At 37.9% G+C, this 16089-nt stretch carries 15 protein-coding genes; 14 read left to right on the top strand and 1 reads right to left on the bottom strand.

Annotated elements, in window-relative coordinates; genetic code table 11:
* From gspF to OW492_RS13775, 11 genes are all read left to right on the top strand, one after another.
* The gene (gene gspF / locus OW492_RS13825) at nucleotides 1–1215 is read left to right on the top strand and encodes a type II secretion system inner membrane protein GspF (RefSeq protein WP_290040788.1); all 1215 of its coding nucleotides are present in this window, start codon (nucleotides 1–3) and stop codon (nucleotides 1213–1215) included.
* Between the two features lie 51 nt (nucleotides 1216–1266).
* On the top strand, nucleotides 1267–1686 hold the full coding sequence (gspG, locus tag OW492_RS13820) for a type II secretion system major pseudopilin GspG (RefSeq protein ID WP_290040933.1): 420 nt from the start codon (nucleotides 1267–1269) through the stop codon (nucleotides 1684–1686).
* Nucleotides 1687–1699: 13 nt separating this feature from the next.
* Nucleotides 1700–2287, top strand: a complete 588-nt coding sequence (gene gspH / locus OW492_RS13815; protein ID WP_290040786.1) for a type II secretion system minor pseudopilin GspH — start codon at nucleotides 1700–1702, stop codon at nucleotides 2285–2287.
* A gap of 5 nt (nucleotides 2288–2292) precedes the next feature.
* Entirely contained in the window at nucleotides 2293–2679 is a 387-nt protein-coding gene (gene gspI / locus OW492_RS13810; RefSeq protein WP_290040784.1) for a type II secretion system minor pseudopilin GspI, read from the top strand.
* Nucleotides 2666–3304 (top strand): type II secretion system minor pseudopilin GspJ, encoded by a 639-nt coding sequence (gene gspJ / locus OW492_RS13805; RefSeq protein ID WP_290040783.1) that lies wholly within the window; start codon nucleotides 2666–2668, stop codon nucleotides 3302–3304. Before gspI ends, gspJ begins: the two co-directional genes overlap by 14 nt.
* On the top strand, nucleotides 3304–4314 hold the full coding sequence (gspK, locus tag OW492_RS13800; RefSeq protein ID WP_290040782.1) for a type II secretion system minor pseudopilin GspK: 1011 nt from the start codon (nucleotides 3304–3306) through the stop codon (nucleotides 4312–4314). The genes gspJ and gspK overlap by 1 nt, the downstream gene beginning before the upstream one ends.
* Entirely contained in the window at nucleotides 4311–5510 is a 1200-nt protein-coding gene (gene gspL / locus OW492_RS13795; RefSeq protein WP_290040781.1) for a type II secretion system protein GspL, read from the top strand. The genes gspK and gspL overlap by 4 nt, the downstream gene beginning before the upstream one ends.
* Entirely contained in the window at nucleotides 5510–5989 is a 480-nt protein-coding gene (locus OW492_RS13790; protein WP_290040780.1) for a type II secretion system protein M, read from the top strand. The genes gspL and OW492_RS13790 overlap by 1 nt, the downstream gene beginning before the upstream one ends.
* 17 nt (nucleotides 5990–6006) lie before the next feature.
* A complete protein-coding gene (locus OW492_RS13785) occupies nucleotides 6007–6756 on the top strand; it encodes a type II secretion system protein N (protein WP_290040779.1) in 750 nt (249 codons plus the stop codon).
* 106 nt (nucleotides 6757–6862) lie between these two features.
* On the top strand, nucleotides 6863–7489 hold the full coding sequence (lexA, locus tag OW492_RS13780) for a transcriptional repressor LexA (RefSeq protein WP_290040777.1): 627 nt from the start codon (nucleotides 6863–6865) through the stop codon (nucleotides 7487–7489).
* A gap of 57 nt (nucleotides 7490–7546) precedes the next feature.
* Nucleotides 7547–8227: an SCO family protein gene (locus OW492_RS13775; RefSeq protein WP_290040775.1), complete on the top strand. Its 681-nt coding sequence runs from the start codon at nucleotides 7547–7549 to the stop codon at nucleotides 8225–8227.
* A 52-nt stretch (nucleotides 8228–8279) separates the two neighbouring features.
* On the opposite strand, the gene OW492_RS13770 is transcribed toward OW492_RS13775, so the two are convergent.
* Nucleotides 8280–8765, bottom strand: coding sequence for a GNAT family N-acetyltransferase (locus OW492_RS13770; protein ID WP_290040774.1), 486 nt, complete (start codon nucleotides 8763–8765; stop codon nucleotides 8280–8282).
* A gap of 264 nt (nucleotides 8766–9029) precedes the next feature.
* Between OW492_RS13770 and metA the strand changes: the two genes are divergently transcribed.
* The 3 genes from metA to OW492_RS13755 form a co-directional block, all read left to right on the top strand.
* On the top strand, nucleotides 9030–9947 hold the full coding sequence (gene metA, locus OW492_RS13765) for a homoserine O-succinyltransferase (RefSeq protein ID WP_290040773.1): 918 nt from the start codon (nucleotides 9030–9032) through the stop codon (nucleotides 9945–9947).
* A gap of 975 nt (nucleotides 9948–10922) precedes the next feature.
* Nucleotides 10923–14606 (top strand): methionine synthase, encoded by a 3684-nt coding sequence (gene metH, locus OW492_RS13760; RefSeq protein ID WP_290040771.1) that lies wholly within the window; start codon nucleotides 10923–10925, stop codon nucleotides 14604–14606.
* A 390-nt stretch (nucleotides 14607–14996) separates the two neighbouring features.
* The coding region (locus OW492_RS13755; protein WP_290040769.1) for a hypothetical protein at nucleotides 14997–16089 on the top strand (1093 nt) is incomplete at its 3' end.

Raw genomic sequence — 16089 nt, 5'->3', positions numbered from 1 at the left:
GTGGCTACTTTTTCTTATAAAGCGATAGACGCAAAAGGTAAACAGAAAAAAGGCACGCAAGAAGCTGATTCTGCACGTATGTTACGTCAGCAATTACGCAATGCAGGCATGATGCCGCTTGAAGTAGAAGCCGTGGCAGCAAAGCGTAAAAAAGCAGGTAAAAGTTTTATTCAAACTAAAATAAACACCACTGACCTCGCATTGATTACACGACAGCTTTCTACTTTAGTTGCTTCCTCTATCCCAATCGAAGAATCACTACAAGCAGTAGCAGATCAGTGTGATAAACCAAAAATCAAAGATATGATTTCGGCAGTTCGAGGTGGGGTTATTGAAGGTTATAGCTTAGCTGATAGCATGCGTAATTACCCAATGATCTTTGATAACTTATTTTGTGCAATGGTTGCGGCAGGTGAGAAATCTGGGCACTTAGAAAAAGTATTAGATAGATTAGCTGACTACGAGGAACAACGCCAAGAGATGAAAAGCAAAATGATGCAGGCGTTGATTTATCCAATTGTATTAACGCTTGTTGCTATTTCTGTAGTGGCTATCCTATTAACCTCTGTTGTGCCACAAGTTGTTGGGCAATTCCAGCACATGGGGGCAGACCTACCGGCTTCGACTAAATTTTTAATTGCTACCAGTGATGCGTTAAGTGCTTATGGCTTATATTTTGTTGGAGCGTGCATTATTGTTTTCTTATTGTTTAAACAATACTTACGCAAAGCTAAAAATCAATTACGATTTGATCATGCTTTACTTAATTTCCCTGTGGTTGGTAAAGTGGTAAATGAACTTAATACCGCACGTTTTGCCAGAACATTAAGCATCTTAAATAGTAGTGCGGTGCCATTACTTGAAGCGATGAGCATTGCTGGTAATGTATTAACTAATCAATATATTCGTTTAAAAGTAGGGGAGGCAGCTGAACGAGTAAGAGAAGGGACAAGTTTGGGGCGTGCATTAGCGAGTACTAAACTCTTTCCTCCTATGATGTTACATATGATTGCCAGTGGTGAGCGCAGTGGTGAGTTAGGTAATATGTTAGAACGTTCAGCAGATAATCAAGATAAACAATTCTCGGCACAAGTGGCATTAGCATTAGGTTTGTTTGAACCTGCACTGGTTATTTCTATGGCGGGTGTAGTGCTCTTTATTGTTGCTGCAATTTTACAGCCTATATTAGCACTTAATAATTTGGTATCAGGTTAGCTGAGCCATTTCTTAGAAAATTAAAAGGACGAAAAAGTGAAAAAATCAACTATGCAACAAAAAGGTTTTACTCTATTAGAGATCATGGTGGTTATCGTGATCTTAGGTGTACTTGCAGCAATGGTCGTACCAAATTTAATCGGCAATAAAGATAAAGCAGATATACAAAAAGTGAAATCGGATATTGTTGCTTTGGAAAACGCTTTAGATATGTATAAGTTAGATAATAGTGTTTACCCAACAACTGACCAAGGTTTAGAAGCATTAGTTTCTGAGCCAAGTATTTCACCAACGCCACGTAATTATCGTGAAGATGGCTATATTAAGCGTCTCCCTCAAGACCCTTGGGGTAATGATTATGTGCTAAACAGTCCTGGTGAAAACGGTAAAATCGATATTTTATCTGTTGGTTTAGATGGCGAAGAAGGCACTGATGATGATATCGGTAACTGGAATTTACTTGATAAATAGTATCAGCTGTTAAATGCGCATGCTGCGACATATTAATAGAGGCTTCACGCTATTAGAGGTCATGCTGGTATTGTTATTATTAGGCATGATTTCTGTTGGCGTGGTCATGACGTTACCAAGTAGCGGAACTACTACAGAAGGTACTGAGTGGCATGCTCAGCGGTTTAGTACATTATTGCAGCTCGCTCAAGATCAAGCATTAATTCTAAATACAGAGTTTGGGATTCAGTTTAATGAACAGGGTTATACCTTTACTTCTTATGATGCCATGAATAAACAATGGATACCGATTGTTGATGATCGTATTCATGGTGATGTGACTTTTCCTGATGATATGCTCGCTGAATATGATCTATCAGGTAGTGTTTGGGGGGAATTGGAAGCGGTACAAAATAGTGCAACCGATGATTCATTTTTAAGTGACTCAGATCGAGTAAATATTGGTGAAGAAGAGCAAAGTGTACTTCAACCTGTGATTTACATCATGGCAAGTGGAGAAGTGACGCCTTTTAGTTATACCTTCTTCAATACTGGTGATAATAGTCATGATGTTACCGTTAAAGTGTCCATGACTGGCGTTATTGAAGTGATAAAAGAGTAATGGCAGTGATCAAGTCTAACCTTAAAAAAACTAATCAAGGTCAAGCTGGAATGACACTGCTGGAAGTGATGTTAGCGTTAGTTATTCTAGCTACTGCAGGGTTAGCGGTCATGCAAGCAGCATCCGAGTCATTGCGCAATCAAGATTATTTACAACAAAAGACCTTTGCGACTTGGGTTGCCAGCAATCGCCTTGCTGAATTAAAAATAGAAGAAGAATGGCCAGGTTTGAACTGGGAAGAAGAAGAGATCGAATTTGCAGGTGTCACATGGTATTTACGTTACAAAGGCGTGAAAACGAGTAATAACAGTTTTAGAGCATTGGATGTAGAAGTTAGTGATACAAAAGATGGTCAAGCTCTTGGATATATAAGGACTTATGTTGCGCAATAAACAAGGTCGCGGTATCGCAAAGAGCCAAGGTTTTACATTAGTTGAAATTCTAGTCGCCATTGCCATTTTTGCCATGCTCAGTTTTGCTGCTTATCAGATTTTACAAGGTGTATTACGCAGCGGTGAAATTAGTCGAGAGCATGATCAAAATTTAAAAGAGATCCAGCGAGGTATGTTACTGATAGAGCGGGATTTTGTACAAATGGTTGCAAGAACCTCGCGTATCGAAGGCACTGATGATGAAGACTTACAAGTGCTGTACGCTGGTGATGACGTTTTAGATTCAGAATATGAAGGGATCGAATTTAATCGCTTAGGCTGGTTTAATCCACTTAACCTATTACCACGCTCTAATGTATTGCGTGTCGGTTATCGTGTACAAGATGGTCAGTTACAGCGCTTATATTATTTACATCCAGATACTATTTCTGGAGCAGAGCCTGAACAGCAAGTAATTTTGCACGATATAGAAGGGTTATCCTTCAGATTTTGGGATGACACTTGGGTTACCTCTTGGTCATCGACTTCGGCATTACCAACCGGTATTGAAATTACTATTAACAGCAAGCACTACGGTGAATTAAGACGTGTGTTTGTGTTAGCGGCTAGTGAGGTAGGAGATTGATGTTAAAGCCACATAAGCAGCGGGGCATTGCATTAATTACCGTCTTGATGATTTTAGCTATTATGGTCACGGTAGCCTCAACAATGACAGGAAGAATGACCTCAAGCTTATTGCGTACTGAGGGAGTTAACTACTCAGAAAAAATCTATTGGTACGGGCAAGCAACGGTTGAATTCAGCCGAATGATTTTAGAAGATGATTTTGAAGACAGTGAAATAGTTAGTTTAGATCAAACATGGGCTACACCGGATTTAGTGTTTCCGGTCGATGAGGGTCAAATCACTGGCAATATGGTTGATTTTAGAAGTTGTTTTAATATCAATGCATTGGCGACTCAAGAAGACGATGATGAAGACGACGAACCATTAGCGGTTAGCCAATTAAAACGCTTATTAGAAGAGTTAGATGTCGAAGAAGGCACCGCTGATACGATTGTTGAGTCAGCGCGAGATTGGGTTGATAGTGATGATACTGCCGATGAATCTGAAGGGGCTGAAGATCGTTATTATGAATCTTTACAAGTGCCTCATTTAACAGCCAACAACCTCATGGTGGATATTTCAGAGTTGCGTTCGGTACAAGGAGTAACGGCTGAGATTTACGATAATATTAAAGATTATCTGTGTGCTTTACCTACTTCTGAACAGTTGATTAATGTAAATACAGTTAGGATGGATAAAGCTGCTTTATTATATTCATTGTTTTCAGAAGACCTAGATTTTACTGTCGAAGATTTTGAAGAGTTGATTGATGATAGACCCACTAGCGGATGGGAGTCGGTAGAAGAATTTTTATCGGAAGACCTATTGGATGGGCAATCTATTTCCGATGAAGAAGAAGCACAATTAAGTGTAACAAGTGATTATTTTCAATTTTATGGTGCAGCTGAATTTGATCAACGTGTAATAGTATTGAAGCTATTATTTAATGTAGAGAGTGAAGAAGCCACCGAAGTTCGCTTCCAATATGCGGGAGTGGATGAGCTGGTAGGTACTGGAGAGGCTCAGTGAGTGAACAATTAATTATTCGCCTAGCAAGTGAAGCAAATCAGACAATTCATTGGTTAATATGGTCTGAGAAAGAACAAGAGATTATTGCTTCTGGTGAATTAGATAATGCAGAAGCCTTAACGCTATTAACTGAAAAAGCACAAACACGTAAAGTTATCTGTTTAGCACCTAGTGTGGACATTACCTTAAAGTCTGTAACCATTAAAGGTGGCTTTACACGACAAATGCAGCAAGCTTTACCTTATATGCTGGAAGATGAACTGGCTAGTGATGTGGATAAATTGCATTTTTCTGTGCTATCTAAAAAAGTTGATCAAATAGAAGTCGCAATCTGTTTTAAAACAAAATTACAACTTTGGTTGGATTGGTTAGAAGCAGCTGAAATATTTTGTCAGCGTATGATTCCTGAGGCATTAGCCTTACCAACAGCTGACGAAACACAATGGCAAGCTTTGCAACAGGGTAAGCAATGGTTGATTCGTGAAGGCGATTTCCAAGCTTGGAGTTGTGAAGATGAAATGCTGGGTGATGTATTAGCGTTACGGTTACAGCAAAATACTCAGCAAGTGATTCAAAGCTACAGTCCCTTACCTGATATTCCTGTTGGACAGTGGATAGCTGCAACACCTGTTTTACCAATGCAGTTATTAACTGAAGGCTCTATCCATAATAGCCTCAACTTATTAACAGGTGAGTTTGCGATACAAAAAGAAAGCCATTTACAACTACATAAATGGAAAGGTGTGGCAATGGCTGCTGGTATCTTGTTTGTAGTGTTAGTGATTAATTTATTTGTGAAAATAGAGCAGACTGAAAAACAGATTTCAATCGTAAAATCACAAGTAGAAGATGTCTATCAAGAGGCTTTTCCAGATCAAGGTCGCCTTCGATATAGTCGTATTAAAAAACGTTTAAAAACGTTATTGGCTAGCACGGATGTAGATAAAGAAGAGACTGGACTACTGATTATTTTAAATGAATTATTACCTGCATTAAAAGCGGTGCCTAGTATTGAAATCTCCAATCTAAAATACGTGAGTCGAAATCAAGAGCTGAGTTTAACTATCAGTGCCGACAGTTTCGAAGCTTTTGAACAATTCGCTGCAAAAGTACCAACACGCTACGCTTTTGAACAAGGCACATTAGGTAATAGTGCCGATCGTATTGCGGGTACCGTGACTGTGAGGGTTAAATAATGTTGGAACAAATTAAAGATTGGTGGGAAAGCATTAGCCAAAGAGAACAGCAACTTACCTTTGTTTCTATGGTTATTTTATTTATTGCTTTTATCTACTTCATTGTATGGCAACCCTTAGCTAATAATTTAGCGGCCAGTGAAACGCAACTTAAGAACGCACAACAAAGCCTGGAATGGGTAAAAGTGAATGCGAATAAAGTCATTAGTGCGGGTGTTGTAAATAAAGATACTGCTAAAAGACAAACACTGTCACAACTTGTTAATAGTAGTGCTAAGCGTAATCAAATCAATATAACGCGTATTCAAAGTCGTAATGACACAGTAGATGTATGGATAAATCAAATTGAATTTAACCAGTTCATCGATTGGATAACCAGCTTACAAAATCAACACCAAGTTAAAATTAACAGTGCAGATTTAAGCCAAGATAAAGTGCAAGGTTTGGTGAAAGTTAATCGTTTAACATTAAGTTATTAATATATTAAAGGCATTCAATGAAAGTTAAAATTGCAATCTTGGTCGTCTTGGTTTATCTCATGACCCTAATAGTCAAATTACCCGCGGCAGTGGTGGTGGATTGGTTACCGTTAAATGGTATTAAAATCCAAAATGCCAGCGGAACTATTTGGCAAGGGCAAGCAAAACAAATAGAAGTGAATCGCAAATTGAGTTTTGAGAACGTAAAATGGGACGTTAGCTTAATGGACTTATTCACGTTAAATCTAGCTGGCGATGTCTCGTTTTATAATGGATCTGACGCGATGTCTGGTAAAGGTTTTGTCAGTTATGGTTCAGCAGGAATTAAAGCGACAAATGTTATTTTAGATTTAAGCTCTAGAGAATTACTTACGTTTATTCCAATGCGTCTACCGGTTAAAATTGAAGGTCAATTTTCCGCCGTGATCAAAGAGTTTGTGCAAGGTCAGCCTTATTGTCAGCAATTGCAAGGAAATGTCTTGTGGCAAAATGCTGTTGTGAATAGCCAGTTAGGCAGAGTAAATCTTGACTCTCCAACTGTTGAATTGGGTTGTGATGATGGCGACATTACTGCCTTTGTCAGTCAAAAATCAGATGAGTTAACAACCGCGCTAGATATCACTTTAAGTGAGGGCGGGGTGTATAAACTAAACGGTGAGATTGAAGGTACTGATAAGTTAGCACCTTCAGTGGCTAAATCATTAAATTGGATAGGGCCTAAAAATACCAGCGGAGCAACCACAGTGACTTTCAGTGGTCAGCTATAAAGCCTTAACACAGGTTATTGAATAAAAATAACGTCTTAACTGGTATTTAACCATGTATGAATATACACTGTGTATGTTTACAGTTTATTAATGCGTGGAGATCCTAATGAAAGAGCTAACTAAACGCCAAGGCGAAGTTTTAGATGTAATTAAAGATCAAATAGCGAAGACAGGTATGCCACCAACGCGCGTGGAACTGGCAAAGATTCTTGGTTTTAAAAGTGCGAATGCAGCTGAAGAGCATTTAAAAGCATTGGCACGTAAAGGTGCAATAGAAATTCTATCAGGCACTTCGCGTGGTATTCGAGTTGTGACGGAACACAAAGATAACGAAGTCGCAGTAGAAGGTTTACCATTAATTGGTAAAGTAGCAGCTGGTGAGCCTATTTTGGCGCAAGAGCATGTTGAAACGCATTACGACGTTGACCCTACTTTGTTTCACCCCGCCGCCGATTTTTTATTGCGCGTGCAAGGCGAAAGCATGAAAGATATTGGTATTATGGATGGCGATTTATTAGCGGTGCATAAAACGCAAAATATTAATAATGGCCAAGTGGTTGTTGCTCGTGTTGAAGAAGATGTCACCGTAAAACGTTTTTATCGTGATGGAAAACAAGTGACTTTAAAAGCAGAAAATAACTTGTTTGATCCGATTAAAGTGGACTTAGAGTATCAATCATTTGATATCGAAGGTATCGCTGTAGGGGTTATTAGAACTGCAGATTGGATGTAATTAGGACAGTCATTTTTACTAAAAATGACCATATAATCTAGTCATAGAGAGAGATAAATGAAACCTTTAATTATTGTATTAACGTGCATCATGATGGGGTTTTGTTTGTTGTTTGGTGTCCTACAAGCAAATGCATTAAACTTCAGTAGTCGTTTACCTTTTATTACTCATAATAAAGCTTTAGTCATACATCAACCTAGCCGTGCATTGCCAGACTTCTCTTTTGAAAAAGCAGGTAAAGTCGCGTTTACTAATGCATCCTTAAAGGGGAAATGGACTTTATTTTTTGTGGGCTATACCTTTTGCCCAGATGTTTGCCCTTCGACCTTAGCTGATTTAGATCGTGTGTATCCAAACTTACAAAATGATCAAAATACGCGTACTCAAGTTGTATTTGTATCTGTCGATCCTAATCGTGATAAAGCAGAGCAACTAGCTGATTACGTTAGTTATTTTAATCCTAACTTTATTGGTGTTACCAGTACACATAAGCAATTGTGGCCTTTTGTTACGAAGTTAGGGTTGATTTATAGTATTGTTGAAAAGAGTGAAAAAGAAGAATATTACTTGGTAGATCACAGTGCTTCTATAGTACTGATTAATCCAGATGGTAAATTTCATGCAACCTTCAAAGCATCCCGTAATGAACAAGGTATTAATCACGTTAATATGGATTTAATGGTTGAAGATATTAAAAACATTCAAGCTAGCTATAAGCAAGATCAAACGATTAAATAACTGCTATATAGCCAGTAACCATTAACATTCACTAATGGTTACTGATCGAAATTTATAGTGTCTTTGTCCAAAATAAAGCACTGCCAAATTCTGGGTCTAATTGATAATCCGAAAATCCTAATGCTTCATAGGCTTTACAAGCGACTTCATTGCCACTCAATACCTCTAGCGTTATTTTACAACACTCTCGAAATTTAGCTAACTCTTCAATTCTTTCAAATAAGTGCTTAGTTAATCCATTGCCTCTGTAGTCAGAATGAACTACTACATCATGTATGTTAAACAACGGTTTACAAGCAAAAGTAGAAAAACCTTCAATGGCTGTTAATAAAGCAGCAGGTGTATCCCCATCAAAAATCAATACAATATACACATCCGTTCGCTTCATTAAGCTAGGTACTAAATTTTGTTTAGCATAGTCACTAATATCTTTACCGCCACCCATAGGATCGCTAGCATAGTGAGACATCAAACTAAGGTATGCTTTAGCATGTTGAGGGTTGTTTAAATCTGCAATAAGCGTTTTAGTTTCTAGCATAGTCATTCCTTTCATATTATTGATTGATGTGAGCAGTCTAACGAAAGCATTAAGTAGATACTAGAATAGTCGCTCAATAAAGGGAGTTGATTCACTGGATTTGCTTAGCATGGTATTGGTTTTTATTTAAACCTATTGTTTTCTATGACCAAAGAGGGAAAGACTTTCTACGTGATTAGTAGAAATTAGAATTAATGGTGTCTAAATTTTATTATAGTGTTAGACTTCTAGACATCTAAACGTTTATTTGTAGAGGAAGCTATTATGCCAATTCGTATTCCAGATGATTTGCCCGCATCGAGCATTTTAAAATCTGAGAACATCTTTACGATGTCTGAGACACGCGCAAGTCATCAAAATATCCGTCCACTACGTGTATTAATTTTAAATTTAATGCCGAAAAAAATTGAAACAGAAACACAGTTGATGCGCTTACTGTCGAATACTCCTTTGCAAGTTGATATTGAGTTATTACGTGTGGATGCACGAGCAAGCCGTAATACGCCACAAAAACATTTAGATAAGTTCTATGGTGACTTTGAACGTATTAAAGAACAAAAGTGGGATGGCTTTATTATCACTGGTGCACCGCTAGGCACAATTCCTTTTGAAAATGTTTACTATTGGGAAAAATTCACTGAAATCGTCGAGTGGTCTCGTCATCATGTTACTTCAACATTGTTTTTATGTTGGGCAGCACAAGCAGCTTTAAAAATATTTTATGGTCTAGATAAAGTAACACGTGATGATAAGTTATCAGGCATTTATCCGCATAAAACACATCACCATCAACACCCTTTAGTACGCGGCTTTGATGATGAGTTTTGGGCTCCTTTATCACGTTATGCTGAGTTTGATAGTGTCGAAATTCAAGAGAAAACCGATCTCACCGTATTTGCAGATGAAAAAGAAGCTGGGGTGTATTTAGCTGCTAGTCCGGATTGCCGTCAAGTCTATATCACAGGCCACCCTGAATATGATGCGACGACTTTACATAACGAGTACTTGAGAGACTTAGAAGAAGATTTAGAGCCTGAATTACCAATTAATTACTATCCTAAGGATGATGCGAGTTTAGCTCCTCGTGCTATTTGGCGCAGTCATGGTAACTTGTTATATAGCAATTGGTTAAATTATTGTGTTTATCAGGTAACACCTTATGATCTTACTGATTTAACCTAGTGATAGTGCTATAAAATTAACATCAAAGAGAGTTTTTTAAATTTTTTATTAAAAACTAGCGAAATTGAAAACCTTTCCTATACTTATTTATGAGTAAGGTAATTAAGGGATAAATTACTCTGTAGCAACAATGGTTGTTACAAAATTAGTTCGCAAAAATAGTTTTATATAGAAGGTTTGTTTATTACAACGGGCTTTCTAAATGTTTTTAGTAAATAAGTTTTATAAATTAATCAAGATATTATGGAGGTACAGCTATTTATTCTTATTACTCGTACCGGTGCATGAACAGACAACTATTATTGAGTTATTAATATAAATACTCACATGCTCGCAGAGCTACTAAGTTGGATTTGACTTGATTGATGCCGGTTGTACTCATTAACACTGGAGGTTTGGTTATTATTAGTTTTTATAGTTTACTTAAAAGCGGGTATCAGTGTTAGGCGCTTCATTAATTTTTAAGCGCATTGCCAACGGGCGTTACTAATATTTGCTTTTAACATATAGATTGTGAGCTTTAGTTTAAATACAATTAACTACATAATTGTTAAACAGTCACAATTAAACCGTTCTTTATTACACAAAAGCGAGCTACTTAATGGCTCGCTTTTTTATTCATTTTATATTTCATTTTTCTCCAGAAAGTTTACCGCCTTGCTTCGATGCTGAGCTATATCAATCGTATTAAATAAGTTATTTTGATAAGTAAAATTGCTCAGTTAATTAGTGAGGGGGATATTAATGTGCCTTACTTATTACTCGTTATGATTTATCGATTAATACCTGCCACAACATGAAAAATATTCATTAATATTGATTTTCTTTGTTTTTTTCAGTCAACAACTATCAAAAAATTCATAATTTATAACAGAATATTTCAAGATAGAAATGTCTTTGAAAGATTATGAGCTTAACTTTTATGCTATTATTTGCTCTCATTTTTTTATTCTAAGTTAAGCAGCAGGGAACTTTATGTCGGTAAGTGATCGTAGTGCGATAATAAAAGCGCAATTAGAAAAGCATATTCTTCTGATAGATGGTGGTATGGGCACCATGATCCAGGATCAGAAATTTGAAGAGTCTGATTTTCGTGGCGAACGCTTTAAACAATGGAGTTGCGATTTAAAAGGTAATAATGATTTATTAGTGCTTACTCAGCCTGAAGTGATTGCTAATATTCATCGTGAATATTTAGATGCTGGTGCGGATATTCTTGAAACCAATACCTTTAATGCAACGACCATCGCCATGGCCGATTATGAAATGGAATCTATCTCTGCTGAAATCAACTATGAAGCTGCCCGTATTGCTCGTCGCGTTGCCGATGAGAAAACCGATGAGACTCCTGATCGCCCTCGTTTTGTTGCAGGTGTTTTAGGCCCAACTAATCGTACTTGTTCTATCTCTCCTGATGTAAATGATCCTGCTTTTCGTAATGTTACCTTTGATGAGTTAGTCATTGCTTATATTGAGTCAACAAAAGCATTGATTAAGGGTGGAAGTGACTTAATTTTGATTGAAACTATCTTTGATACGTTAAATGCTAAAGCAGCGGTTTTTGCGGTGGAGACGGTATTTGAAGAATTGGGGTATAAACTCCCTGTTATGATTTCAGGGACAATTACCGATGCATCAGGTCGTACCTTATCAGGGCAGACAACAGAAGCTTTTTACAACTCATTACGCCATGCAGAACCACTGACTTTTGGTTTGAACTGTGCATTAGGTCCTGATGAACTTCGTCAATATGTACAAGAGATGTCACGCATATCAGAAACGTATGTGTCTGCCCACCCTAATGCCGGTTTACCTAATGCTTTTGGTGAATATGATTTAGAAGCGGATGAAATGGCTACTCACATAAAAGAGTGGGCTGAAAGTGGGTTCCTTAATTTAGTAGGTGGTTGTTGTGGTACTACTCCTGCACATATCAAAGCGATGGCTGATGCTGTTGCCGGTGTTAAACCACGCGAGTTACCTGAGATAGAAGTCGCTTGTCGTTTAAGCGGTTTAGAAGCCTTAACGATTCGCGCTGACTCTCTTTTCCAAAATGTTGGTGAACGAACCAACGTTACTGGTTCGGCACGTTTTAAGCGTTTAATTAAAGATGAATTATACGATGAGGCCCTTGAGGTAGCATTGCATCAAGTTGAAGCTGGTGCTGATATTATCGATATCAATATGGATGAAGCGATGCTTGATTCCCTATTTGCTATGAAACGCTTCTTGAATTTATGTGCCTCTGAACCAGATATTTCGCGTGTACCAATCATGGTCGATTCTTCTAAATGGGAAATTTTAGAAGAGGGGCTTAAGTGTGTACAAGGTAAAGGTATTGTTAACTCTATCAGTATGAAAGAAGGGGTTGATAACTTTATTCATCAAGCAAAACTAATTCGTCGTTACGGCTTTGCTGTGATTGTTATGGCTTTTGACGAAGTTGGTCAAGCAGATACGCGTGAACGTAAGTATGAAATATGTAAACGTTCATACGATATCCTTGTTAATCAAGTGGGCTTCCCACCTGAAGATATCATCTTTGACCCTAATATTTTTGCGGTTGCAACAGGTATTGAAGAGCATAACAATTACGCAGTTGATTTTATCGATGCGGTAAAAGACATTAAAGATAATCTGCCTCATGCGATGATCTCTGGTGGTGTTTCTAATGTATCTTTCTCGTTCCGCGGTAATAATCCAGTACGTGAAGCGATTCATGCCGTGTTCTTATATTACTGTTTCCAAAATGGTATGGACATGGGGATTGTTAACGCAGCTCAACTAGCAATTTATGATGATATTCCAAAAGAATTAAAAGATGCAGTAGAGGACGTCGTATTAAATCGTAATCCTAATGCCACTGATGCACTACTCGATATTGCTGAAAAATACCGTGGTGATGGCGCAGCAAAAGTTGATGATAGTAAAGCTCTTGAGTGGCGTAACCTACCTGTGAATGAACGTATTGCTCATGCTCTTGTTAAAGGTATTACTGAATTTATTGAAGAAGACACCGAATTAGCTCGTCAAGGCTTTGATATGCCCATTGAAGTGATTGAAGGGCCGTTAATGGACGGCATGAATATCGTAGGTGATTTATTCGGTGAAGGTAAAATGTTCTTACCACAAGTGGTTAAATCAGCACGGGTAATGAAACAAGCTGTTGCTTATTTGAATCCATTTATTGAAGCCACTAAAGCTGTTGGAGCGACCAATGGTAAGGTGGTGATGGCGACGGTAAAAGGCGATGTTCACGATATTGGTAAAAATATTGTAGGGGTTATTTTACAATGTAATAACTATGAAATCATTGACCTCGGTGTAATGGTGCCTACAGAAAAAATCATTAAAACCGCCATTGCTGAAAAGGCTGATCTAATTGGTTTGTCAGGCCTTATCACTCCCTCATTAGATGAGATGGTGTATGTTGCTAAAGAGATGCAACGTCAAGGCCTGAAATTACCATTATTGATTGGTGGTGCAACAACTTCTAAAGCACACACTGCTGTAAAAATAGAACAAAACTACGATGAGCCTGTTGTTTATGTGTCTAATGCTTCCCGTGCAGTGGGAGTTTGCCAGAAATTATTAAACCCAAAACATAAACCAGAGTTCGTTGAGAAATTGAATCAAGACTATCAACGTGTACGTGAGCAACATGCTAATAAACGTCCGCGCAGTGCGCCTATCGGATTGGCACAAGCACGTGCTAATGCGGCGAAATTAGATTGGGATAATTACCAACCAAAAGTACCTAATCAGTTAGGTGTACAAGTTATAAAAAATATGTCGATTAATGTGTTACGTGAATATATAGATTGGACACCATTTTTTATGACTTGGGGATTAGCAGGTAAATATCCTCGTATCCTTAAGGATGAAGTTGTTGGTGAAGAGGCAACTCGTTTATTTGCTGATGCATTGAAAATGTTAGATACAGTAGAAGCGGCTGGCGAGATCAGTGCATCAGGCATAGTAGGGATTTTTCCGGCTAACAGTGTTGGTGATGATATTGAAATCTACAGTGATGAAACACGTTCAAAGGTGTTGCAAGTTAGTAATCAATTACGCCAACAAACAGAGAAAAAAGCACCTTTTGTTAACCATTCATTAGCGGATTACGTTGCACCTAAATCAACGGGGGTAGCTGATTATATTGCTGCTTTTGCTGTAACGGGAGGAATTGGTGAGCGAGAAGTTGCGGATCGTTACAAAGCAGAGAATGATGATTATAATGCGATTTTAGTACAAGCAGTATGTGATCGTTTAGCGGAAGCCTTTGCCGAGTATTTACATCAAAAAACACGTAAAGAGTACTGGGGCTTTGCAGCAGATGAAACCTTAGATAATGACGATTTAATTCGTGAGAAATATCAAGGAATTCGTCCAGCTCCTGGCTATCCAGCTTGTCCTGAACATAGTGAAAAAGCGGTTATTTGGGACTTGATGAATGTAGAACAAGAGATTGGCATGCAATTAACATCAAGCTATGCCATGTATCCAGGTGCTGCTGTATCGGGTTGGATTTTCTCTCACCCTGAAAGTCGTTACTTTGCCATTGCGGGTATTCAAGCAGATCAAGTAGAAGATTATGCTCAACGTAAAGGCTGGGATATGCAAACTGCAGAGCGTTGGTTAGGTCCTAATATTGCTTAAAAGTATGTGATTTGATATTAATAAACTTCTTTTCAATCGCTTTTTATTAAATTAAGGCCTTAGGCTTAAAATTTTCTTACAAATCAAAAATAGTTTACACAACAGTAAAAAGTATTACTTATTTACTGTTGTGTAATTCATCTAATTTATATCAATCTACTTTGCTTCTTTACAAAGGCCAATTAGCTCTACTTATAGCTATAGCAAACTCAGAACCCTAAATGACGCTATTTTTGTGTTCGAGTTAAAGATTAACTAATAATCAAATTTACTATTTCCCAATATTTAACTATTGTTATTACTTTTGAGGTGTAAATTTTTAGTTTTATTATTGATCCTATTGCCCAGCATGCCGTACATAATTATTAAATTTAAAGTGGGAAAATCATCATGGCCGAACAAAACAGTCCAGAAAATATAAATAATGCCTCTGAAGTTGCGTTAACTGAGGAGAAGCTAGTTCAAACTGAAGAGCAGTTAAATTCGACTGGGGAGCCATTAGATGTATCTGAACTGTTACTACCTGAGTTAGACGGCAATGAGATATTACAAGCTGAAGTAGAAAATACTAATACGCTTGAGTCTAATCAGCAAACTGAAATTGACATCAATGACCTTGAGGCGATACTTGCACTTGGTGAAGAAGTCTTAGATTTAGATATTGAAACGGCAGCTGGTGAAGAGTCTGATGGTGGTTTTACATTGGTGGATTTTGATCGAGACGGTGAAGAAACTATTGCAACAACTGATTTTGAAACTGCAGGCTTTGATGATGATATAGAATCAACAATTTATACCGATGAAAACTCCAATGCAGAGACGATCAATACACCTCCTACTTTAACAATAACTAATACTAATGATTTTACTGAAGATGACGGTAGTGCTGTAGAAGGTGCTGTTGTTTCAACTTTTGATACAGCAGATGATGATGGCGACGAAGTTACAATTATATTAAGCGATACGGTTAATTATGAGATTGTTGATAATACCGTTGTTTTAACTGAAGCTGGTGCAGCACTGGTCAACAGCGGTGAAGAGTTGCCTGCTTACACTTTAACGCCAAGTGATGGTTTAACCGATGGTGATCCAGTATCTGTTGCTCCAAACGTAATCACTGTCAACGATGCCCCTAGCTTAATAATTACCAATTTAAATGATTTTACTGAAGATGACGGTAGTGCTGTAGAAGGCGCTGTGGTTTCAACTTTTGAAACCAGTGATGAAGAAGGCGATGAGGTTACGGTAACCTTAAGCGATACCGTTAACTACGAAATCGTAGATGGTACGGTTGTCCTAACTGAAGCCGGCGCTGACTTAGTCAACAGTGGTCAAGAGTTACCAGCGTTCACCTTAACGCCAAACGACGGCACGGTTGATGGCGACGCAGTAAGCGTTGATCCAAGTGTGACCACCGTGAATGATGCTCCAGAAATTACCATCTTAACCAGCAATGACTTTACCGAAGATGATGGTAGTGCGG

Source organism: Psychromonas sp. 14N.309.X.WAT.B.A12, assembly GCF_030397575.1.
Taxonomy (GTDB): domain Bacteria; phylum Pseudomonadota; class Gammaproteobacteria; order Enterobacterales; family Psychromonadaceae; genus Psychromonas.
This window is presented reverse-complemented; position numbering and strand designations above follow the sequence as displayed.